Origin of the sequence: Staphylococcus kloosii (assembly GCF_032139365.1) — a bacterium.
In the GTDB taxonomy this organism is placed as follows: domain Bacteria; phylum Bacillota; class Bacilli; order Staphylococcales; family Staphylococcaceae; genus Staphylococcus; species Staphylococcus kloosii_A.
This window is the reverse complement of sequence record NZ_JAVTDB010000047.1, coordinates 16,569-38,613: the sequence shown is the minus strand read 5'-3', so window position 1 is coordinate 38,613 and position 22,045 is coordinate 16,569. Positions and strand designations below refer to the sequence as shown.

Here is a 22,045-nt window from a genome sequence, read left to right as displayed (position 1 = left end):
TAATTACATAATTATAAATGTTATTCGTCCTTTTTGAAATTATTTTGCTCAATGATGCTGATTATATCATTTGCAGTTTCTTCTATGGCTTTGTCTGAAACATCGATAACTGGACATCCAATTCTATCAATTAAATCATGGAAATAATCCAGTTCTTCTTTAATGCGTTGTTCAGTTGCATATCTAGCGCTATCACCTAATCCCAATTGGCGTAAGCGTTCTTTACGAATTTTATTTAACTTTTCTTCACTTATCTTTAGTGCAATACATTTAGAAGGATCTGTTTCAAATAGATTGTCTGGAGGCGTAACTTCAGGAACAATTGGAATATTCATCACCTTATAACTTTTATGCGCTAAATATTGAGAAAGTGGTGTTTTAGAAGTTCTAGAAATTCCTAAAAGCACTATATCAGCAGTGGCTAATCCTTTAGGATCTTTACCATCATCATATTTAACTGCAAATTCTATTGCATCAATTTTTTTGAAATATGCTTCGTCTAACCTATGAACTAAACCAGGTTCGAAATAAGGTTGTTCGTCAATTCTATCTAATAATATATTCATTAGTGGACCCATAATATCGACAGACTGGATATTTAATTCACTTACTTTAGCTTCCATATATTTTCTTATTTCAGGTTTAACAAGTGTATAGATTACGATTGCTTGCGTATCTAATGCTACTTGTATCACTTCATCGACATTTTCTAATGCTTCTATATATGGATAACGTATAATTTCATGTTCGCATTGATTTGGGTTGAATTGCGATATACAGGCTCTTGCTACTAATTCGGCTGTTTCACCTACAGAGTCAGAAGCAACAATTAAATTAATTTTTTCCATGTTAAATACCACCTATTCGTTAAATAATGACACAAAAATTTTAGTGATCGTCGTTTTAGAAATTCTACCTTTTACTTCAAAGTAGCCATTGTCTTTTTTACTGACAATAGGTAATGAATCTATTTCTTTCTCAATCATTAAATTTGCGGCGTATATTACGCGTTCGTTTTCTAATACATAATTTAAATTTGGCATACGTGTCATAATGATATTGACTGGCATAGTATGTATGTCTTCACCTATCATAGACGCTCTTAATAAATCTTTTCTAGAACATACACCGATAAAATCACCATGTTCATTAATAACAAATAAAGTACTTACATCTTCAAGAAATATTGTACAAATTGCGTCATAAACAGTCATTTCACTTTTAACAACAACTGGATGTGATGAGTAATCTTTGACGACATATTTTTTCAATTGCTCAGATATTAATTTATTTTTTGGTTTTCCAGGATAATAATAACCCACACGTGGTCTTGCTTCTAATATGCCTGACATTGTCAGTATAGCTAAATCAGGTCTTAGTGTAGCTCGAGTTAATTCTAAACGTTCTGCAATATGTTCGCCCGTAATTGGGCCATTGTTTTTAACAATCTCAACTATTTGTTGTTGTCTTTTACTCAGTTCTATTGTGATTCACCCCTTTATTCATACACATTAATTATACATTGATTTATCTCATGCTACAAATACATATAATTACTTGCTAATAGCGTATCTATAGATTAAAATATACATTGTAAGCGAGTTAAGGATAGTGAGAGCTTAACGACTATTTAATGGCACATATAAATAAAAATTTATGAATCAAATTAAAAGCGAGTGACTACACTAATTTGGGTGGAACCGCGGGTTAAAAATTTTAATATTAAGCACATTTAATGTGATTAAAGTATAACTCGTCCCAAGGCAATGATGAAGTATGTTTATTTTTCGTTGTCTTGGGGCGTTTTTATGTTAAAAAGGAGTGCAATTGTAAATGGCAAAAGATATGGATACTGTAGTTCAATTAGCAAAGCATAGAGGCTTTGTATTTCCAGGTAGTGAAATTTATGGAGGACTATCAAACACATGGGACTATGGCCCACTTGGTGTAGAATTAAAAAATAACGTTAAAAAAGCATGGTGGCAAAAATTTATTACGCAATCACCATACAACGTCGGAATCGACGCAGCTATCTTAATGAATCCTAAAACATGGGAAGCATCAGGACATTTAGGTAACTTTAATGACCCAATGATTGATAACAAAGATAGTAAAATTAGATATCGTGCCGATAAAATCATTGAAGATTACATGTTAAATGAAAAAGGCGACGAAAATTTTGTTGCTGATGGTTTAAGCTTTGATGAAATGAAACGTATTATCGATGAAGAAGGTATTGTATGTCCAGTAAGTGGAACAGCTAATTGGACTGATATCCGTCAATTTAACTTAATGTTTAAAACTTTCCAAGGTGTTACTGAAGATTCAACAAATGAATTATTTTTACGACCAGAAACTGCGCAAGGTATTTTCGTTAACTACAAAAATGTACAACGTACGATGCGTAAAAAATTACCATTTGGTATTGGCCAAATTGGTAAATCATTCCGTAACGAAATTACACCAGGTAACTTCATTTTCCGTACACGTGAATTTGAACAAATGGAGTTAGAATTTTTCTGCAAACCTGGTGAAGAAATTGAATGGCAAAACTATTGGAAAACTTTTGCTAGCGAGTGGTTAAAAGATTTAGGTTTAAGTGAAACAAACACACGTCTTAGAGATCATGATGAAGACGAATTATCTCATTATTCAAATGCTACAACAGATATTGAATACCGTTTCCCATTCGGTTGGGGTGAACTATGGGGTATTGCGAGCCGTACTGATTTCGACTTGAAAAAACATAGTGAACATTCTGGTGAAGACTTTACTTACCATGATCAAGAAACAAACGAAAAATACATTCCTTATTGTATAGAACCATCTTTAGGTGCTGACCGTGTTACATTAGCATTCTTATGTGATGCATACGATGAAGAAGGTGTTGAAGGAAGTAAAGATGCTAGAACAGTACTACATTTCCACCCTGCCCTAGCACCATACAAAGCAGCGGTATTACCTTTAAGTAAAAAATTATCTAGTGAAGCAATTAAAATCTTCGAACAATTAAGTACTAAATTCTCAATTGATTTCGATGAATCACAATCAATTGGTAAACGTTACCGTCGTCAAGACGAAATTGGCACACCATATTGTATTACTTTCGATTTTGATTCGTTAGAAGATCAAAGAGTAACTGTAAGAGATAGAGATACAATGGAACAAGTTCGTATGCCAATTGAAGAATTAGAATCATTCTTAGCTGAAAAAGTTAAATTTTAATCATTAAGATTAGCTTTTGTATCATAATGAATAGCCAATCACGCGTTAACCTAATGTGTTGATTGGCTATTTTTTTATTTAGTATTTATGTTTCTGTCTACTCAAACAACTAATATTCAACACGCATGACTATAATGCGTGCCTTAGTTTTTAAATTTATTTCAATACAAAATTACATATAAATACAAAGTATTTTGGCGAGACTCTTGAGGGAACAAGACAAGCTGAAGTACAGGCTGAAACTGTTCCCTAAGAAAGCGAGCCAACAATACGAAGTATTGTAAATAAATAAGGGCCTGAAGACGATATCGTCTTCAGCCCCTTATTTTATGTGGATCGTAGATGGCTAAATTGAAAATATACTTGTATCAAGCTGCTTTCAACTCTAGACATACTTGACGGGGCGGGACTACAAAATCTTCTAATATAAATAAGATTTTTGTCCCGCTCCCTTCTTATTCACGTTGATCATCAAGTCGATGCAATTGATTAATTAATTTTTGACTTTTGAAAAACATACCGGCGTATTCTCGATATAACATAATAAGTAATTCGGACATTTCATCTACTATAGCATCATTGATATTTAAAGAATTCATTTTAGCAATTGGCATTTGTTGTAATATAGTTAAGAGATATAATGTTTTATTAGATATTTTAAGTGCATGTGGGTCTCTATCTAAAACAAACGTTGAAATCGCCCCATCAAACTTGAAACTGTATGCAGCGAGCTTAGATTGATCTTTACTATCCGTGACAACACATCTATCGAAAACAGCATTAAAACCAAAGTTAGTCATATTTTTTAATAAAACGATTACAGACATAAGTTGTGCAGATACTCCTTCGTTAATTTTGGATAAAACGAAGTGCAACAGCTCATAATTCGTTTTAGAGACATGCTCCGGTTCTATTGCACGATCAATTACTTCTGTACATAGACTTGCAAAACTACTTTCATAAATATCTAATCTTAGATTGTAATTTTGTTCTATGACATCTATAGAACTAATTGTCCCCATGCCTTTCCATTTTGAATAAACAAACAACCCATACACAAATAATTGTGTATGAGCTTGGAGTCCACTTTTACTTTTTTTAACTCTTCGAGCCATCAATGGCACTTTAGCACCATGTTCATTTAAGATTGTAATGATTTTATCGGATTCGCCATAATCTACTGATTTAATAACTATTCCCTTTTGCTTGATTAACAAGTTAACTCACAATCCTTATATTAATCTTGGTCTTCTACATAACCCATTTGACGAATGAAATTCACTTTATTACGCCAATCTTTTTGAACTTTAACCCATAGTTCTAAATATACTTTTGAGCCGAGTAATCGTTCAATATCTTGACGTGCACGTTTTCCAACTTCTTTAAGTTTTTTACCACCTTTACCGATAACAATACCCTTTTGTGAGTCGCGTTCAACGAATATCGTAGCTTCAATTCGTACTCTATCTTCATCCTCTTTAACCATACGGTCAACATTAACACCAATCGCGTGGGGTATTTCTTCACTAGTAAGATGTAAGATTTTTTCTCTAATAAGCTCACCGACTACAAATTGCTCGGGGTGGTCAGAGATTTGATCGTCAGGATAGTATTTTGGTCCTTCAGGTAAATATGATTTTAGAACACTTAAAAAGTGATCGACATTATGTCCTTCTAATGCAGACATAGGTACTATTTCTGTGAAATCCATATATGTTTGATACTTTTCGATTATTGGCATCAATTTATCTGGATGTACTAAATCGATTTTATTTAACACTAAAAAGACGGGTGTCTTTACAGTTTTTAACATTTCCATTATAAATTCATCGCCACGTCCAATACCTTCATCTACATTAACCATAAACATGATGGCATCAATTTCTGATAATGTATTTTTAGCGACACGCATCATGTAATCGCCTAATTTGTGTTTTGGTTTGTGAATACCTGGCGTATCTAAAAAGATAATTTGTGCATCTTCCTCAGTCATAACGCCTTGAATTTTGTTACGCGTTGTTTGTGCTTTATCAGACATAATTGCAATTTTGTGTCCAATAACTCTATTTACGAATGTAGATTTACCTACATTAGGTCTACCTATAATTGATACAAATCCTGATTTATGTTTCATTAATTATTTAAATCCTTTCCTGAAAAACCAAGTGGTAATAATTTATCTACAGTAGATTCAATCATGTCTCCGTTGTGATTAGTCATATAGACTGGCATGTCATCATCGCATAACTCTTTTAATACTTGTCTGCATGCACCACATGGAGATGATGGTTCTGAGGCATCTACAGTTATTGTAATTGATTCAAAATCTCCTGGTTTATAGCCATTTGAAATAGCGGCTACTAAACTAGAACGTTCTGCACAAATAGCCATTGGATAAGCTGCATTTTCTACATTTGCGCCATAAAATACATTGCCGTCTTTTGTTCGTAAGTAAGCACCTACTTTAAACTTACTATATGGAACGTATGCCTGTTGTTGTGCTTTTCTTACTTCATTAAAATAATCATTATTATATGTCATAAAATAGCATCCCCCTCAAAATATTGCACTATTTACTTTAAGTATAATACAAATTATGCAATTACTGTATTAAATTTATAATATGAGGGATGAAAATTATTAAACCAAGCAGAAGCGCTACAATTGAAGCGATTAACACGGCAAAAGCAGCAATATCTTTTGCATATTTGGCGTATGTCGCATAAGAATCTGTCACTAAGTCTACGACAAATTCTATTGCAGTATTTATAGCTTCGCTTATTAATACTATGGCAATAGCAATAATAATTACTATCCATTCTATAGCTGAAAGTCGTAAGATAAAACTTAAGACAATGACTAGCAATGCACAAATTATATGAATGAAAAAATTATGGTCCTTTTTTAACAGGGTTAACAAACCTGCAAATGCATGTTTAAATCTGCCCATAATATCACTTATCTCTTGTTAAACCATAAGCATTTAAGATTTCATCTTGTCTACCAAACATGATTTTTTCATCATCTTGTTCGATATGGTCATATCCCAATAAATGTAAAAAGCCATGTAATGCTAAAAAGCCAAGTTCTCTTTCAAATGAGTGTCCATATTGTTCGGCTTGTTCTTTAGCCACATCGGTACAAATAATAATGTCACCCAGTACTCTAGGAATATCTGGACCAACAATTTCGGTATCCTCTTCTTCAAATGCAAATGAAATAACGTCGGTTACTTTGTCTTTATCACGATACATTTTATTAATATCTTGAATTTCATTTTTATCTACAAATGTCACTGATAATTCAGCTTCATCATTAATATTTTCTTGTTCTTTAGCAAAAGTTAATAGCTCATCAATTTGCGTAAACCATGCATCATTAACTTCTGAAGTGTGATCACTAAAATCTATAGTAAACAATGGTTATTCATCTCCTTCATACTTGTCTATAATTTTATTGACTAATGGATGGCGTACAACGTCGCTAGCATCAAGTTTTAATATACTGATACCTTTTACGTCATTTAATTTTTTAGTCGCTTCTTTTAGGCCTGTTTTAACACCTGGAGGTAAATCAACTTGTGTTGGATCCCCGGTAACGACCATTTTTGAACCAAAACCTAATCTAGTTAAAAACATTTTCATTTGTGCATGAGTGGTATTTTGTGCTTCGTCTAAAATGACAAAAGCATCGTCTAAAGTTCTACCACGCATATATGCTAAAGGTGCAATTTCAATAATGCCACGTTCAATAAAGCGTGCAGATTGCTCTCGCCCTAAAACTGTATTCAATCCGTCATATAATGGTCTTAAATATGGATCTACCTTTTCTTTTAAGTCACCTGGTAAGAAGCCAAGAGATTCACCAGCTTCAACGGCAGGTCTTGTTAAAACGATGCGTTTAACATTTCCTTTACGTAATTGTTTTGCTGCATAAACTACCGCTAAAAATGTTTTACCAGTTCCTGCTGGTCCGATACCAAAAACTAAATCATTTCTATTCATCGCGTTAACGTAAAGTCTTTGTCCCATCGTTTTTGCTCGAATAGACTTACCAAATGCGTCTTTAGTGATTTCATCTTCATATAAATCTATTAATTGATCAATTGTGTTATTATGAGCCATTTTTATAGCTGACTCAACATCTTTGAGAGATATATTAATGCCTTGTTGAATCACTTTCAATAAATTAATTAATACTGATTCAGCTTGTTCTACATGCTCCAATACATTTCCTTTAACAGCAATTTCTTGACCGCGAGCATGTACGACGACATCGAACCCTTCTTCAATAGCTTCCAAATGTTCATCGTTATTTCCGATGAGAGCTTGTGCTTCATTGATATCGTCAATATAAATAATTCCAGGCATATAGGCGCTCCTTTGCAAATAAATTTCTTTTATTTAGTAATTAAGTCCTTTAAATTTTAAAATAATAAACATAAATTGTCTATAAGTACTAAGGATGACACTTCAAAAGTTGTCTATATATTAAATACCTTTATATTATAACATGTAACCTTAATAAGTTATTTTAAAGTGCATTATAAGGATTAGATATACTTAGCATTTTATACTGTAACATAGAAAAACACTCTATCAAGTATATTCACTTTGATAGAGTGTTTTAATGTTAAACGCGTTTAGGTTTACTTAAAATTTCTGACCAAATAATACCGTTAACGACTTCATCGTCATCAAAACGTAAATTACCAGAAGAGCCATTGACATGCATGGCATTGGCATTGATAAGTTGTTTTAAACGAAAACGTTTTGTTCTTTCAGATAAGTATTTATCATTGATGATTGCACGTGCACGTTTTTCCATTAATTGTAATTGCTTTTCTTTTTCACGATCAATTTCATTACGTACATTTTCTAGATCATTAAAAACACTAGCTTCAAGTTCTTTTTGCAGTTCTTCATCTTGTTTTCGTTGTCGAACTTTTTCTTTATCTGCAGCACTATCTTCAGTTGACTGTGAATGAGCTGTTGGTGTTTCCATCTTTTCAGCACGTGATTCAGTCACTGGTTGTGGTTCGACTTCTGATGTTTGTCGTTCTCGTGTTGTTTGACTAGGAGGTTTGCCCTCCATCTGTCCTTCTAATTCATTAAAAGTTTCTTCAAGTTTTTCGAGAAAACTTTTACCACGAGGTTGTTCTGTTTCTTGTTGTTTTTTTGGTGTTTGTTGACGCTGTCTTTCTTTATGACTATTATCTTTAATTGCACCTATAATAGTAACTATTACAGATATAGCAAAAATGATAATACCGATACTCATTTAATCACCCCTTATTCTTCTGGTGATTCGTCTTCATTGTTGTTCGTACGTTTATTAATTGCGTTACGCATTCCTGTATCTGCTTCAATATTTTTTAGATTGTAGTAATCACCAACGCCGATGTTACCTGAACGTAATGCCTCGGCCATTGCAAGTGGAACTTCTGCTTCAGCTTCAACAACTTTAGAACGCATTTCTTGAACTTTAGCTTTCATTTCTTGTTCTTGCGCTACTGCCATTGCTCTACGTTCTTCGGCTTTAGCTTGTGCAATATTTTTGTCGGCAAGTGCTTGTTCAGTTTGTAAATCAGCACCAATGTTTTTACTAATATCAACGTCAGCAATATCGATTGATAGTATTTCGAATGCAGTACCTGAGTCTAAACCTTTACTTAGTACAGTTTTTGAAATATTGTCAGGATTTTCTAATACTTCAGTATGATGTTGACTTGAACCAATCGTTGAAACGATACCTTCACCGACACGAGCGATGATAGTTTCTTCACCAGCACCACCTACTAATCTAGCGATATTAGCACGTACAGTAATTCGAGCTTTTGCTTTAACTTCGATACCATTCATAGCAACACCAGCAATAAATGGTGTTTCGATAACTTTGGGATTTACAGACATTTGAACGGCTTCTAGTACATCACGACCTGCTAAGTCTATAGCAGCACCACGTTCAAATGGTAAATTAATATCTGCTCTTTGTGCTGCGATATTAGCATCAACTACTCTATCAACATTACCACCTGCAAGATAGTGTGACTCTAATTGATTCGTAGTTAAATTTAAACCAGCTTTATGTGCTTTGATTAATGGTGCGATAACTTTTCTTGGCGATACTCTTCTTAATCTCATACCTACAAGCGTACCAATTCCTACTTTAACACCGGCAGCTATGGCTGAAATCCATAAACCGACAGGTACAAATGAAAACAATATTAATAATGCAATAATTACTATTACTACGATAATACCTATACTAATTAGCATATGATTTCTCCTTTAAATTTTAAATTTCTCTCACAACAACTCGTGTACCTTCAACTTCAAGAATTTTCACGCTTTTATTGCGTAAAATAAATGAGCCGTCTGAAACTGCATCGATACGTTCATTATTGATTGAGATAATACCAGCTGGTCGTAAATCAGTCATTGTTACTGCTGTTTCACCAACCAAATAAGAGCGGTCATCATGAGACGTGTAACCAGATTCAGCATTAGTAGAATCTTTCAGTACGACTTTATCTAAAAATGGTATGTTACGTTTGAAAATTTTCACTAATATCACCCACTCGACGATTGCTAAAATTAATGCTATTACAACATTACCTATCATAAAAACTAAATTATCGCCCAATGTAATAATACTAAATATTATTAATGTCAAACCAATGATGCCAATCACTGCACCTACAATAAATAGTTCGATAATTACGAATAGCACACCGATACTAAATAGAATCACAGTAATTAAATTGACATCACCTTTAATTAAGAAGCCTAAAAAGAAAATTAGCATTGCTAACGTAGCGATAATACCAATAATATTAATCCTTTTAGAATATAATTGATATAGAAGACCTAAAAATATAACACAAGTTAATATTAAAGCTATTACTGGACTTACGATAAAATTAGCCAAGTTATTTAACCAACTATGGCTCTGGATTGAGGTCATAAAACTCAACGTATGTATATTAGATAATAAGTTCACGATTTCACCCCGCTCTCATATTAATTATACAATAAACAGGCGGTCATTAATACAGTTATGGGGAATTCAACTACTATAATTGCTATGATTGTTGCTCAAATAAACAATAGAATAACATAAAAAAACCACAGCCGAATATATCAACTGTGGTTGCTATATATAATTAATATTGTTGAGGGAGTCAACGAAACTATTAATTATTTGAATTTACGTTTACGTGCAGCTTCTGATTTCTTTTTACGTTTAACACTTGGTTTTTCGTAAAATTCGCGTTTACGCACTTCTTGAATTGTACCGCTTTTAGAAACAGAACGTTTGAATCGACGCAACGCATCTTCAAGTGATTCGTTTTTACGGACTACTGTTTTAGACATCTGTATTTCCCTCCCTCCAAATATCAACGAAACTTTTACTTTTAATACATAGTTTAACTATGTATAAATTAGTATAATATATCTAACTTTAACGGTCAATTAGTAAAATTTACAAATTTATACTAAAAGTTTATGTTCTGACTTATTTGTAGCATGAGCAATCACACGAAGTAATTCCCCATTATTGATAGGGTAATCAGCTTTAGTAATTTTAACTTTTACGAGTTGGCCAATTAGCGACTCGTCAGCTTTAAATTGAACTTTCATGTAGTTGTCTGCATAGCCAACTAAAGTACCTTCTTCACTACCTACTTCTTCTGGAATCACCTCTAAAACATCATCTTCAAAGTTAGAAGCATATGTTTTAGCCAATTGATCGCTTAAATTAATTAGACGATGTACACGATCATTTTTAATGTTTTCATCTATTTGGTCATCCATTCTAGCCGCTGGTGTGCCTATTCTAGGAGAATATGGGAAAACGTGTAATTCTGAGAAATGATGATCAACAATAAAATCATATGTTTCTTGGAATTCTTCATCAGTTTCACCAGGGAAGCCAACTATAACATCACTAGTTACAGCTAAACCTGGTAAAGCAGCGTGTAATCTAGTTAATCTCTCTGAAAAATGAGCCATAGAATATTTACGTCTCATTCTTTTTAATACTGAATCAGAACCGGATTGTAATGGTATATGTAAATGTCTCACTACTTTGTTTGATGTTGCAATAACATCGATAACTTCGTCTGTTAACTGACTTGCTTCGATAGATGATATACGTATACGTTCTAATCCATCAATTGTTTCTAAATCACGTAACAATTGAGCCAAATTGTAATTTTTCAAGTCTTGACCATATCCACCAGTATGAATACCAGTTAAGACGATTTCTTTATATCCTGAATCAACGAGTTGTGTTGCTTGTTCTACAACTTTTTCTGGGTCACGTGATCGCATTAATCCTCTCGCCCACGGAATAATACAAAAAGTACAGAAGTTATTACAACCTTCTTGTATCTTTAATGAGGCACGCGTGCGGTCTGTAAAATAAGGTACTTCTAATTCTTCATAAGTACGATTTTTCATAATATTACCCACACCGTTAATCGGTTGTCGTTCTTGTTTATATTGTTCTATGTAGCCAATTAATTTTGTACGATCTTGTGTACCTACTACAATATCTACACCAGGTATTTCCATTATTTCTGCCGGTGAAGTTTGTGCATAACAACCTGTTACACATACGACTGCGTCTGGATTTTGTCTAATTGCACGACGAATAACTTGTCTACTCTTCTTATCTCCAGTATTTGTCACTGTACATGTATTAATAACAAACACGTCAGCATTTGTTTCAAAATCTACTCTATCATAATCAGCTTCTTTAAATAATTGCCAAATTGCTTCTGTCTCATAGTGATTTACTTTGCAACCTAAAGTATGAAATGCAACTGTGGACATAAATATCACCCCAATAATTCTTTTTGATAACTTATCGCACTTAACACATATAATGGTGCAGTTTCTGCCCGTAAAATTCTTGGTCCTAAACCAATTTGTTCACCTACTTTATCTAACAACTTAATTTCATTCTCGGAGAATCCACCCTCTGGTCCGAAAATTACTAACACGCTTGCATTAGGTTCAAATCGTTGTAATAAAGTTTTAAAATTATTGATTTCACCATTCTTTGCTACATCTTCATATGCTACAAGTACATAATCATATTTATCTATATTATCACATAAAACTTGTAAATTCGACACATATTCAACGTTAGGTATGATTAACCTATAACTTTGTTCAGCTGCTTCTTTAGTAATTTTTTGCCATCTGTCTAATTTTTTTTCTACTTTTGAAGCATTTAACTTAACGACAGATCTATCCATCGTTGTGGCGATAAAATGGTGTGCACCTAGCTCAGTTGCTTTTTGTAATAACCACTCATATTTATCAGCTTTTATAAGGCCACTACAGATCGTAACAGCTTGTGGTAATTCGGTATTAATATCTAATTGTTGAACAGTATTAATTTCTATACTTTCATTATCAATGTTTATAATTTCACATTGATAAGCTACTTGTTCATTGAAAGTAACTATAATTTCGTCGCCAGTTTGATGTCGCATAACTTTAGAAATATGATGAATATCATCGCTTTGTGTAATAGAAAAACGCTGATTAAGATCAGCGTTTTGGTTTAAAAAATATCTTTGCAAAATTATTCGCTCTCTTTCTGTCCCACAATACAGACCCAACTGCTATCGTGGTTTACTGAAATGATTTTAAAACCTGTACGCTTCATATGATCGATTATTTCTTCGTGCTTTTCTTCTATTATACCAGAAGTAATAAAATAACCATTTTCATTTAAAGTATTATAAGCATCATCAATCATTTCATCAATAATATGAGCTAAAATATTTGCTATGACGACATCAAATTTTTCAGTTTCCTCAGTCAGTAAGTTTCCAGGTACAGCTTCGATTGAATCTTCACAGTTGTTCTTTTTAAAATTATCAACCGCGACCTTAACTGCCATTTCATCGAGGTCTAAAGCTTTGATACGTTTTACACCTAGCAAATGTGCAGCAATACTCAATATGCCTGAACCAGTTCCAACATCAATAACTCTATCGTTAACATCGACGTATTTTTCAATAGCTTTTAAACACATATTAGTAGTTGGATGATCACCAGTACCAAATGCCATACCAGGATCTAGTTCAATACATAATTCATCTGCATCTGTTTTTTGATAATCTTCCCAACTTGGGACAATAGTAAATCGTTCAGACGCTCGAAATGGATGAAAATAATTTTTCCACTCATTTTCCCAATCTTGCTCTTGTATGATATTTTCTTGATAATCAAAAATATCACGATTTAATGATTTAAGAGATTTTATTGAATCGATGATGTTGGTTTTTAATTCATTGGTAAATTTAATCTCATTAAAATACGCTTTTATTCTAACGCCTGCATCAGGGTATGCATCATTACTTAAATTATAAATTTCTCCAAATCTATCTTCAAAATCGTATTTTAAATCATCTGAATCTTCAATAACGACTCCGTTAGAGCCATAATCTTCTAATATGTTACTAGCTAAAGAAGCTACGTCGTGATTAACTGTTATGGAAACTTCGGTCCACTGCATAATAAATTATTCTCCTTTAAAGAAACGTTTAGCCTTATCTCTAAAATTTGATGGTTGTTCAGATAATTCTTCGCCATTAATATCGGCAAATTCTCTTAAAAGTTCTCTTTGTCGATCATTGATCTTAGTAGGCGTTACTACATTGACGTTGACGAATAAATCTCCGTAGCCATAGCCGTGTACGTTTTTAATACCTTTATCTTTTAAGCGGAACTGTTTACCAGTTTGTGTGCCAGCAGGTACCGTTAACATTACACTACTTTTTAGTGTAGGTACTTTAATTTCATCACCTAAAGCGGCTTGTGGGAATGTAATATCTAAGCTGTAATAAATGTCATCGCCCATTCTTTCGAATTTTTCTGAAGGCTTAACTCTGAATACAACATATAAATCGCCGTGAGGGCCACCATTTTCACCTGGTGTACCTTCACCAGCTAATCTAATTTGTTGTTCATTATCTACACCTTCTGGTACAGTAACTTTAATTTTAACAGTTTTATTTTCTGTACCTTTACCGTGACATGTTTCACAAGGTTCTTCAAATTCTTGACCTGAACCCTCACAGACTGGACAAACTTTTTCAGTTCTGACTCTGCCTAAAATAGTATTTTGTTCAACTGACACATGACCAGCACCATTACAATAATGACAAGTCTTTTTCTTAGAACCAGGTTTAGCACCTTCACCGTCACATGTATGACAAGTAACATCTTTTCTGATAGAAATTTCTTTTTCAGTACCAAATACAGCTTCGTCAAAAGTAACTGTCATAGTATATTGTAAATCGTCGCCTTTTCTAGGTGCATTAGGGTCACGTTGACGGCCGCCACCAAAGAATGAACTAAAGATGTCTTCAAATCCGCCACCGCCGAAACCGCTAAAGTCTTGACCGCCGAATCCTTGACCACCAAAGCCACCTTGTGGTCCACTATGACCGAATTGATCATAGTTAGCTCTTTTATTTTCATCGCCTAACACTTCATAAGCTTCTGAAATCTCTTTGAACTTTTCGTCTGCACCTTCTTCATTATTAATATCAGGATGATATTTTTTAGAAAGTTTACGGTAAGCTTTTTTAATTTCGTCTTTTGATGCGTCTTTGCTTACACCCAAGACCTCATAGTAATCTCGTTTGGCCACAGTTTATCTCTCCTTCTAGTTATTATTTGAATGTAACTAATTAAAAAGAAAAGTCAAAGCCAATGTGCAATTGACTTTGACTTATTTTGGCTAAGCAATTGGATTTCTTATTTAATTAACTACGACTTAAGCTGCATAGTTCAAATTATTTTTGTTTTTCGTCGTCATCGTTAACTTCTTTAAAATCAGCATCTTCAACGTTATCGTCTTGTGCTTGACCTTGTTCGCCTTGTTGAGCTTGCGCTTGTTCTTGAGCTTGTTGATATACTTTAGCTGATAAGTCTTGAACCACTTTTTCTAATTCTTCTTTTTTAGCTTTGATATCGTCAAGGTCTGAACCTTCAAGTGCTGATTTTAATGCTTCTTTTTTCTCTTCAGCATTTGATTTATCTTCTTCAGAAACATTTTCGCCTAAGTCAGTGATTGTTTTTTCAACTTGGAATACTAAGCTGTCAGCTTCGTTTCTAAGATCACTTTCTTCACGACGTTTTTCGTCTGCTTCAGCGTTTTCTTCAGCATCTTTAACCATACGATCGATTTCATCATCAGATAAAGTATTGCTTGATTGGATAGTGATGTTTTGCTCTTTGTTAGTACCTAAGTCTTTTGCAGTAACATTTACAATACCATTTTTGTCGATATCGAATGTTACTTCGATTTGAGGTACGCCACGTGGAGCTGGTGGAATGTCTGTTAATTGGAATCTACCCAATGTTTTATTATCTGATGCCATTGGACGTTCACCTTGTAATACGTGAATATCAACGGCAGGTTGGTTATCTGCAGCTGTAGAGTAAACTTGTGATTTAGATGTTGGGATAGTAGTGTTTCTTTCAATTAAAGTATTCATACGTCCACCCATTATTTCTATACCTAATGAAAGTGGAGTTACGTCTAATAATACTACGTCTTTAACATCACCAGTGATTACGCCACCTTGGATTGCAGCACCCATAGCTACAACTTCGTCTGGGTTAACACCTTTGTGTGGATCTTTGTTGATTTCTTTTTTAACAGCTTCTTGAACTGCTGGAATTCTTGTAGAACCACCTACTAAAATAACTTCATCAATGTCAGAGCTTGATAATCCAGCGTCTTTCATAGCTTGACGAGTTGGTTCCGTAGTTCTTCTAATTAAGCTATCAGCTAACTCTTCAAATTTAGAACGAGTTAAGTTAATTTCTAAGTGTAATGGGCCACTTTCTCCAGCTGAAATGAATGGTAGAGAAATTTGTGTTTGAGATACACCTGATAAGTCTTTTTTAGCTTTTTCAGCAGCATCTTTAAGACGTTGTAATGCCATTTTGTCTTGGCTTAAGTCTACGCCATTTTCTTTTTTGAATTCAGATACTAGATAATCAATGATAACTTGGTCAAAGTCATCCCCACCTAGTTTGTTGTCACCTGAAGTTGAAAGTACTTCGAATACGCCATCGCCTAATTCTAGGATAGATACGTCAAATGTACCGCCACCAAGGTCAAATACTAATACTTTTTGGTCGCTTTCAGTTTTGTCTAAACCATAAGCTAAAGCAGCTGCAGTTGGTTCGTTAATGATACGTTCTACTTCTAAACCAGCAATTTTACCAGCATCTTTAGTAGCTTGACGTTCAGCATCATTGAAATAAGCTGGAACAGTTACAACAGCTTTATCTACTGTGTCACCTAAATAATCTTCAGCTGTTTTCTTAAGGTTTTGTAAAATCATAGCTGAAATTTCTTGTGGTGTATAAGATTTACCTTCGATATCAACTTTATAGTCAGTACCCATATGACGTTTGATTGATTGGATAGTGTTAGCATTAGTGATAGCTTGTCTTTTAGCAACTTCACCAACTTGTGTTTCATCGTTTTTGAATGCAACTACTGATGGAGTAGTTCTTGCGCCTTCAGGGTTTTGAATAACTTTAGGTTCGTCACCTTCTAATACAGCAACACATGAATTTGTAGTACCTAAATCAATACCTATTACTTTACTCATAAAAATATTCCTCCTGTTAGTTATATAAGATGTTTATTGTAAGATTAAATTTTATTCGTTTACTTTAACCATTGAAGGTCTAAGTACACGATCTTTTAATTTATATCCTGTTTGTAATTCTTGCGTAATTTGACCTGATTCAAATTCATCATTGTTATCCTGCATCACTGCTTGATGGAAATTTGGATCAAATTGTTGGCCTTCTGTTTCAATTTTTTCTAGGCCATTATCTTGAAGTGCTTTTAAAAGGCTATCATAAACCATTTGGACACCTTTTTTAAGTGAAACAAATTGTTCATCTTCGCCATTGATTTGTAATGCACGTTCAATGTTATCAATTGTAGGTAAAATATCATTTAGCACACTTTGTGCTTGATATGCTTTCATTGTTTGATTTTCTTTTTGAATACGACGTTTATAATTTTCAAATTCTGCATATAAACGCAAATATTTTTCTTCGTTTTGCTGAACTTCTTGTTGAAGTTTTTCGATTTCTGCGTCTTTAGGATCAACCTGCGCTTCTTCAGATTCAGTTGTTTCTGTCTCGTTGTCTTGCAGGTTATCGTTCGCATCTTGTGTTTGTTCATTAGCAACACTATCGGCACCGTCATTTTCATGATCTCGGTAAGCCGTTTGAGATGTCTCTTCTTCTGTTTCTTGATTGTTGCTTACTGATTCGTTATTCTCAGTCATTTCCTGCCCTCCAATACAAATATTAATTACCAAATCTTATTTAGTAAATGTATTACATTTTGATAGTTCATTGCAGTAGGTCCAATCACCGCAATCTTTCCTTTTAATCTATCATCAATATGATAATCACTTGAAACGATAGAAATATCACTTAAACTATCGTCGATTTCATGTCCTATTTTGACATTAATAGACGAACCTGACATTTCATTAAGTAAGTCATTTATTTTATTAGACTCAATATATTGTAAAATAGGTTGTATTGATGAGACGTTGGTTTCATTCAACGCATCAATTAGTTTAACCTTTCCACCCATGAAAATGCCATTACTTTGATTATCAAAATGTAATTGTAATGTCTCTAGCATATCTCGAATAAATTTACGCTCATTTACAGACTGTGTAAATGAATTCAAATCATTTTCGAAGTGATATGTGGACAACTCATTGTATTTAGCGGTGACAAAATTTGAAATTTTGTTTAACTCATCATTGTCTAAACGACTTTGAGTAGCTAAATGTAAGTGTTCGACATGACCTGACGTAAATACAACAACCATAACTACTAAATAATCATTAGCACGTACTAAGTGAATATTACTTATAATATCTTGTTTATGATTTGGACGCATAACCAACGTAGTATATTGTGAAGCGATAGACAATTCATTTGCGAAAGCATCTAAAGCAGTCGAAATATTATATTGATGTTCAATTAATATTTCTCTTAAACGTTGGATCTTTTTTTGTTGTTGGTGAGATGTTTGGTCTAATAATTGATCTACATAATATCTAAACCCTAGTTCGGAAGGTGATCTTCCTGAAGACGTATGTGTCTTTTCTATTAAGTTTAGAGATTCTAATTGTTTCATCTCATTTCTAATAGTAGCAGGGCTAACATTTAAATTATGTCGCTCTATCAAAGATTTTGAACCAACCGGTTGGTCAGTATCGACATAATCTTCAACAATGGCATTTAGAATGCTCAATTGTCTGTGAGAAATCATGTTTTCACCTCATTAGCACTCATTTGTTTCAAGTGCTAATTATAATTTATCAAATTGGTCAAAGTAAGTCAATGTTAAAGCATTGAAAATTATTAAAAATTTACACACTAAGTAAAAAAGCCTCAAAAACCTCATTCCCAATGACTTTGCCACGTTCAGTTAATGAAAAATAATCTTTTTTTTGTTTAATTAATCCTCGGTCTAATAAATTAGAAAGTGTTTGACCAAAGATTTCATTTATAGAAATATCAAACTTCTCGTGAAAACGAGTAATACTAACACCTTGATTCATTCTTAAACCTAAAAACATTTCCTCTTCCATTTGTTCAGCCCTAGTTGGCTTAGTGGCATGTAATACTGGACGTTTATTATTTTCGATTTTTTTAATATAGTGATTTACTGGATTAACATTTGTATAACGTTCTCCATCTACATAACCACTTGCTCCTGCACCAAAGCCATAATAACCTTCATTTTTCCAATAAACTTTATTATGTTCTGACTCGTGACCAACTTTACCAAAATTGGATAATTCATATTGGTGCATTTCACTATTGTTCATTCTTGTTATTAAGTACTCATACATTGCCTCACCCACATCTTCGTTAGGCATAGACAATTTACCTTTTCTATACATATTATAAAATTGAGTTTGAGGTTCTAAAATAAGTCCATAACTAGAAATATGATCAATATCTAATGCTAGTGCTAAATCTAAACTTTCTTTAAAGTCTTCTAATGATTGTTGAGGTAATTGATACATTAAATCTAAGCTAATAGATTCAAAACCTACAGCTCTTGCATTATCGACCGCCGAATATATATCCTCAGTCTTGTGACTTCTACCTAAGACCTCTAATAATTTAGGATTAAACGTTTGCACGCCCATTGATAAACGATTCACACCATATCTTTTTAATAATTCTAGTTTTTCAAGTGTAAGTTCGTCTGGATTAGCTTCAAAACTATACTCCCCAGTTATTGTAAATATATTATTGATGGCAATTAATAACTTTTCTAACTGATTTACATCTAAAGCGGTAGGTGTCCCTCCACCAACAAACATAGTTTGTAACTTTCTTGTTTTACTCATTTCCATTTCCTTGATCAGACAATCCAAATAATGATCTACGGGTTGGTTTTGAATAAAATACTTATTAAAATCACAATAAGTACAAATTTTAACGCAAAACGGGATATGAATATAAGCACTCTTCACCTTCATGCGGCACACCTCCTATCATAAAACTTATTATTAACATAAATTAGGGAGTGGGACAGAAATCAGAATGATTTCGTAGTCCCACCCCCGCACAGATGACTCGTATTGAAACAAGCGTATAACGCGTCGTTTCAATTCAGTCAGCCACTGCTATTCTTTTATAGGGGCAAAGGCATTCTATGTCTTTGCTTTATGCTGTACAACCACGAGATATCGATGACAGAAATCAGAATGATTTCGTAGTCCCACCCCCGCACAGATGACTCGTATTGAAACAAGCGTGTAACGCGCCGTTTCAATTCAGTCAGCCACTGCTATTTTGTTTGTTGGGGCAAAGGCGTTTTGCTGTCTTTGCTTTATTATTCACTGTTGCTTTAGGAACTCGAATCGCCAACTATTCGCTTTATTCTTCATCCATTTTAAGTACTGCTAAGAAAGCGTCTTGCGGAATTTCAACATTTCCTACTGCTTTCATTTTGGCTTTACCTGCTTTTTGCTTTTCTAATAATTTGCGTTTACGACTAATATCGCCACCATAACATTTAGACAACACGTTTTTACCCATGGATTTAATATTAGTACGTGCAACAATTTTTTGACCAATTGCGGCTTGAACAGGTACTTCAAATTGTTGTCGTGGTATTAATGTTTTTAGTTTTTCTACTAAAGCTTTGCCTCGTTCATATGCAAAATCTTTATGCACAATAAAACTTAAAGCGTCTACTTTTTCGCCATTTAGTAATATATCCATCTTCACCAAGTCACTTTCTTGATTTTCGATAAATTCGTAATCGAATGAAGCGTAACCTTTAGTGTTAGATTTTAATTGGTCGAAGAAGTCGAATACTACTTCAGCTAACGGAATTTCATAAACTATATTAACGCGAATATCATCTAAATAGTCCATATTTACGAAATTACCACGTTTACGTTGACATAATTCCATAACAGCACCAACATAATCATTTGGCACCATCATTGTAGCTTTAACATAAGGCTCAAAGATTTTTTCAATACGATCGCGTTCAGGCATTTGCGCTGGGTTATCTACCGAAACCGTTTCACCATTTTTCAAATCACATTCGTAAATTACTGAAGGTGCAGTTGCAATTAAGTCAATGCCGAATTCTCTTTCAATACGCTCTTGAATAATTTCCATGTGTAACATACCTAAGAAGCCAGTTCTATAACCAAAGCCTAAAGCTTGTGAAGATTCTGGTTCAAATTCTAATGATGCATCATTTAATTGTAACTTTTCTAATGCTTCCCTTAAATCATTATAATCTTTATTGTCTATTGGGAATAAACCACAATAAACCATTGGATTCATTTTTTTATAACCTTGTAATGGTTTTTCTGCAGGACGTTGTTCATGCGTAATCGTATCCCCAACACGTGAATCATCTACATTTTTAATACTTGCTATAATGTAGCCTACATCGCCAACTGTTAATTCATCGATAGGCAATTGTTTAGGTGTATTAATACCTACTTCTGTAACTTCGAAAGTTTTACCTGTAGCCATCATTTTGATACGATCTCCAGCTTTAACTACACCTTCAACAACTCTAATTGATGAAATGACGCCTCGATAAGGATCGTATTCAGAATCAAAAATAAGTGCTTTTAATGGTGCATCAGGATCCCCTTCTGGAGGTGGCACAGTTTCTACAATTTGTTCTAGTATTTCTTCGATACCTATATTTGATTTGGCACTCGCTAGTACGACATCATCTTGGTCGATGCCGATAACATCTTCGAGCTCTTGTTTCACTCTTTCTGGTTCAGCAGCTGGTAAGTCTATTTTATTCACGACTGGTAACAATTCTAAATCATTATCTAGCGCTAAATAAACATTAGCTAACGTTTGAGCCTCAATACCTTGTGCTGCATCCACAACTAGTATTGCACCTTCACATGCGGCTAGTGATCTAGATACTTCATATGTAAAATCGACATGTCCTGGCGTGTCAATCAAATGAAATGTATATGTTTCCCCATCTTTAGCGTCGTATTTTAAACGTACAGCATTTAATTTAATCGTTATACCGCGTTCTCTTTCTAAGTCCATTGAATCTAATAACTGATTTTGCATATCTCTTGTTTCTACAGATTTTGTATTTTCAAGAATTCTATCTGCTAATGTAGATTTTCCATGGTCGATATGTGCGATAATAGAAAAGTTTCTTATATATTTTCGTCTATTGAATCGTTCTTGTTTATCCATGTATTATCATT

At 33.7% G+C, this 22,045-nt stretch carries 22 protein-coding genes; 1 reads left to right on the top strand and 21 read right to left on the bottom strand.

Translation table 11 applies throughout. From position 1 onward, the window contains the following. Positions 1 to 20 precede the first annotated feature (20 nt). Together RPL90_RS05995 and RPL90_RS05990 are read right to left on the bottom strand one after the other, a co-directional pair. Positions 21 to 848: a pyruvate, water dikinase regulatory protein gene (locus RPL90_RS05995; protein ID WP_313546757.1), complete on the bottom strand. Its 828-nt coding sequence runs from the start codon at positions 846 to 848 to the stop codon at positions 21 to 23. A 12-nt stretch (positions 849 to 860) separates the two neighbouring features. Further along, positions 861 to 1,484, bottom strand: a complete 624-nt coding sequence (locus RPL90_RS05990; RefSeq protein ID WP_313546901.1) for a helix-turn-helix transcriptional regulator — start codon at positions 1,482 to 1,484, stop codon at positions 861 to 863. A gap of 349 nt (positions 1,485 to 1,833) precedes the next feature. Here RPL90_RS05990 and RPL90_RS05985 point away from each other — a divergent pair, with 349 nt between their 5' ends. After that, positions 1,834 to 3,225, top strand: coding sequence for a glycine--tRNA ligase (locus RPL90_RS05985; protein WP_313546754.1), 1,392 nt, complete (start codon positions 1,834 to 1,836; stop codon positions 3,223 to 3,225). A gap of 455 nt (positions 3,226 to 3,680) precedes the next feature. Here the strand turns inward: RPL90_RS05985 and recO are convergent, their stop codons facing one another. The 19 genes from recO to lepA all read right to left on the bottom strand — a co-directional run bounded on the left by recO (position 3,681) and on the right by lepA (position 22,034). Continuing rightward, a complete protein-coding gene (gene recO / locus RPL90_RS05980; RefSeq protein ID WP_313546751.1) occupies positions 3,681 to 4,442 on the bottom strand; it encodes a DNA repair protein RecO in 762 nt (253 codons plus the stop codon). A gap of 20 nt (positions 4,443 to 4,462) precedes the next feature. Then, the gene (era, locus tag RPL90_RS05975) at positions 4,463 to 5,359 is read right to left on the bottom strand and encodes a GTPase Era (protein ID WP_313546748.1); all 897 of its coding nucleotides are present in this window, start codon (positions 5,357 to 5,359) and stop codon (positions 4,463 to 4,465) included. Continuing rightward, positions 5,359 to 5,766: a cytidine deaminase gene (cdd, locus tag RPL90_RS05970; RefSeq protein ID WP_313546745.1), complete on the bottom strand. Its 408-nt coding sequence runs from the start codon at positions 5,764 to 5,766 to the stop codon at positions 5,359 to 5,361. Before cdd ends, era begins: the two co-directional genes overlap by 1 nt. Before the next feature lie 61 nt (positions 5,767 to 5,827). Then, complete coding sequence (locus RPL90_RS05965; protein ID WP_313546742.1) at positions 5,828 to 6,175, bottom strand: diacylglycerol kinase family protein; 348 nt, start codon at positions 6,173 to 6,175, stop codon at positions 5,828 to 5,830. Between the two features lie 4 nt (positions 6,176 to 6,179). Then, on the bottom strand, positions 6,180 to 6,644 hold the full coding sequence (ybeY, locus tag RPL90_RS05960) for an rRNA maturation RNase YbeY (RefSeq protein WP_313546739.1): 465 nt from the start codon (positions 6,642 to 6,644) through the stop codon (positions 6,180 to 6,182). Positions 6,645 to 6,647: 3 nt separating this feature from the next. Next, positions 6,648 to 7,595, bottom strand: a complete 948-nt coding sequence (locus RPL90_RS05955; protein ID WP_313546736.1) for a PhoH family protein — start codon at positions 7,593 to 7,595, stop codon at positions 6,648 to 6,650. Between the two features lie 262 nt (positions 7,596 to 7,857). Further along, on the bottom strand, positions 7,858 to 8,505 hold the full coding sequence (locus RPL90_RS05950) for a hypothetical protein (protein WP_313546733.1): 648 nt from the start codon (positions 8,503 to 8,505) through the stop codon (positions 7,858 to 7,860). Positions 8,506 to 8,516: 11 nt separating this feature from the next. Then, on the bottom strand, positions 8,517 to 9,503 hold the full coding sequence (floA, locus tag RPL90_RS05945; protein ID WP_048793565.1) for a flotillin-like protein FloA: 987 nt from the start codon (positions 9,501 to 9,503) through the stop codon (positions 8,517 to 8,519). A gap of 19 nt (positions 9,504 to 9,522) precedes the next feature. Continuing rightward, positions 9,523 to 10,191 carry an NfeD family protein gene (locus RPL90_RS05940; RefSeq protein WP_313546898.1) on the bottom strand — a complete coding sequence of 223 codons (669 nt, stop codon included), beginning with the start codon at positions 10,189 to 10,191 and terminating at the stop codon, positions 9,523 to 9,525. Between the two features lie 233 nt (positions 10,192 to 10,424). Then, positions 10,425 to 10,601: a 30S ribosomal protein S21 gene (gene rpsU / locus RPL90_RS05935; RefSeq protein ID WP_000048060.1), complete on the bottom strand. Its 177-nt coding sequence runs from the start codon at positions 10,599 to 10,601 to the stop codon at positions 10,425 to 10,427. Between the two features lie 117 nt (positions 10,602 to 10,718). Further along, positions 10,719 to 12,065 carry a tRNA (N(6)-L-threonylcarbamoyladenosine(37)-C(2))-methylthiotransferase MtaB gene (gene mtaB, locus RPL90_RS05930; protein ID WP_313546720.1) on the bottom strand — a complete coding sequence of 449 codons (1,347 nt, stop codon included), beginning with the start codon at positions 12,063 to 12,065 and terminating at the stop codon, positions 10,719 to 10,721. Between the two features lie 5 nt (positions 12,066 to 12,070). Beyond that, the gene (locus RPL90_RS05925) at positions 12,071 to 12,823 is read right to left on the bottom strand and encodes a 16S rRNA (uracil(1498)-N(3))-methyltransferase (RefSeq protein WP_313546717.1); all 753 of its coding nucleotides are present in this window, start codon (positions 12,821 to 12,823) and stop codon (positions 12,071 to 12,073) included. Between the two features lie 2 nt (positions 12,824 to 12,825). Beyond that, positions 12,826 to 13,764, bottom strand: coding sequence for a 50S ribosomal protein L11 methyltransferase (prmA, locus tag RPL90_RS05920; RefSeq protein ID WP_313546714.1), 939 nt, complete (start codon positions 13,762 to 13,764; stop codon positions 12,826 to 12,828). 6 nt (positions 13,765 to 13,770) lie between these two features. Then, complete coding sequence (dnaJ, locus tag RPL90_RS05915; RefSeq protein WP_313546712.1) at positions 13,771 to 14,904, bottom strand: molecular chaperone DnaJ; 1,134 nt, start codon at positions 14,902 to 14,904, stop codon at positions 13,771 to 13,773. 145 nt (positions 14,905 to 15,049) lie between these two features. Further along, positions 15,050 to 16,885 (bottom strand): molecular chaperone DnaK, encoded by a 1,836-nt coding sequence (gene dnaK / locus RPL90_RS05910; protein WP_313546710.1) that lies wholly within the window; start codon positions 16,883 to 16,885, stop codon positions 15,050 to 15,052. Between the two features lie 51 nt (positions 16,886 to 16,936). Continuing rightward, on the bottom strand, positions 16,937 to 17,578 hold the full coding sequence (gene grpE, locus RPL90_RS05905) for a nucleotide exchange factor GrpE (protein WP_313546707.1): 642 nt from the start codon (positions 17,576 to 17,578) through the stop codon (positions 16,937 to 16,939). 26 nt (positions 17,579 to 17,604) lie between these two features. Continuing rightward, a complete protein-coding gene (hrcA, locus tag RPL90_RS05900; RefSeq protein ID WP_313546704.1) occupies positions 17,605 to 18,585 on the bottom strand; it encodes a heat-inducible transcriptional repressor HrcA in 981 nt (326 codons plus the stop codon). A gap of 100 nt (positions 18,586 to 18,685) precedes the next feature. Continuing rightward, on the bottom strand, positions 18,686 to 19,810 hold the full coding sequence (hemW, locus tag RPL90_RS05895; RefSeq protein ID WP_313546701.1) for a radical SAM family heme chaperone HemW: 1,125 nt from the start codon (positions 19,808 to 19,810) through the stop codon (positions 18,686 to 18,688). 400 nt (positions 19,811 to 20,210) lie between these two features. Beyond that, a complete protein-coding gene (gene lepA, locus RPL90_RS05890; protein WP_313546698.1) occupies positions 20,211 to 22,034 on the bottom strand; it encodes a translation elongation factor 4 in 1,824 nt (607 codons plus the stop codon). Between the last annotated feature and the right edge of the window lie 11 nt (positions 22,035 to 22,045).

Bases quoted from the DNA above. Each gene is read 5' to 3' on its own strand.
- hrcA (WP_313546704.1), bottom strand. From the start codon at position 18,585: ATGATTTCTCACAGACAATTGAGCATTCTAAATGCCATTGTTGAAGAT.
- dnaK (WP_313546710.1), bottom strand. From the start codon at position 16,885: ATGAGTAAAGTAATAGGTATTGATTTAGGTACTACAAATTCATGTGTT.
- mtaB (WP_313546720.1), bottom strand. From the start codon at position 12,065: ATGTCCACAGTTGCATTTCATACTTTAGGTTGCAAAGTAAATCACTAT.
- hemW (WP_313546701.1), bottom strand. From the start codon at position 19,810: ATGAAGGTGAAGAGTGCTTATATTCATATCCCGTTTTGCGTTAAAATT.
- RPL90_RS05940 (WP_313546898.1), bottom strand. From the start codon at position 10,191: ATGACCTCAATCCAGAGCCATAGTTGGTTAAATAACTTGGCTAATTTT.
- floA (WP_048793565.1), bottom strand. From the start codon at position 9,503: ATGCTAATTAGTATAGGTATTATCGTAGTAATAGTAATTATTGCATTA.
- RPL90_RS05950 (WP_313546733.1), bottom strand. From the start codon at position 8,505: ATGAGTATCGGTATTATCATTTTTGCTATATCTGTAATAGTTACTATT.
- grpE (WP_313546707.1), bottom strand. From the start codon at position 17,578: ATGACTGAGAATAACGAATCAGTAAGCAACAATCAAGAAACAGAAGAA.
- RPL90_RS05995 (WP_313546757.1), bottom strand. From the start codon at position 848: ATGGAAAAAATTAATTTAATTGTTGCTTCTGACTCTGTAGGTGAAACA.
- rpsU (WP_000048060.1), bottom strand. From the start codon at position 10,601: ATGTCTAAAACAGTAGTCCGTAAAAACGAATCACTTGAAGATGCGTTG.
- cdd (WP_313546745.1), bottom strand. From the start codon at position 5,766: ATGACATATAATAATGATTATTTTAATGAAGTAAGAAAAGCACAACAA.
- era (WP_313546748.1), bottom strand. From the start codon at position 5,359: ATGAAACATAAATCAGGATTTGTATCAATTATAGGTAGACCTAATGTA.
- RPL90_RS05965 (WP_313546742.1), bottom strand. From the start codon at position 6,175: ATGGGCAGATTTAAACATGCATTTGCAGGTTTGTTAACCCTGTTAAAA.
- RPL90_RS05985 (WP_313546754.1), top strand. From the start codon at position 1,834: ATGGCAAAAGATATGGATACTGTAGTTCAATTAGCAAAGCATAGAGGC.
- lepA (WP_313546698.1), bottom strand. From the start codon at position 22,034: ATGGATAAACAAGAACGATTCAATAGACGAAAATATATAAGAAACTTT.
- prmA (WP_313546714.1), bottom strand. From the start codon at position 13,764: ATGCAGTGGACCGAAGTTTCCATAACAGTTAATCACGACGTAGCTTCT.
- RPL90_RS05955 (WP_313546736.1), bottom strand. From the start codon at position 7,595: ATGCCTGGAATTATTTATATTGACGATATCAATGAAGCACAAGCTCTC.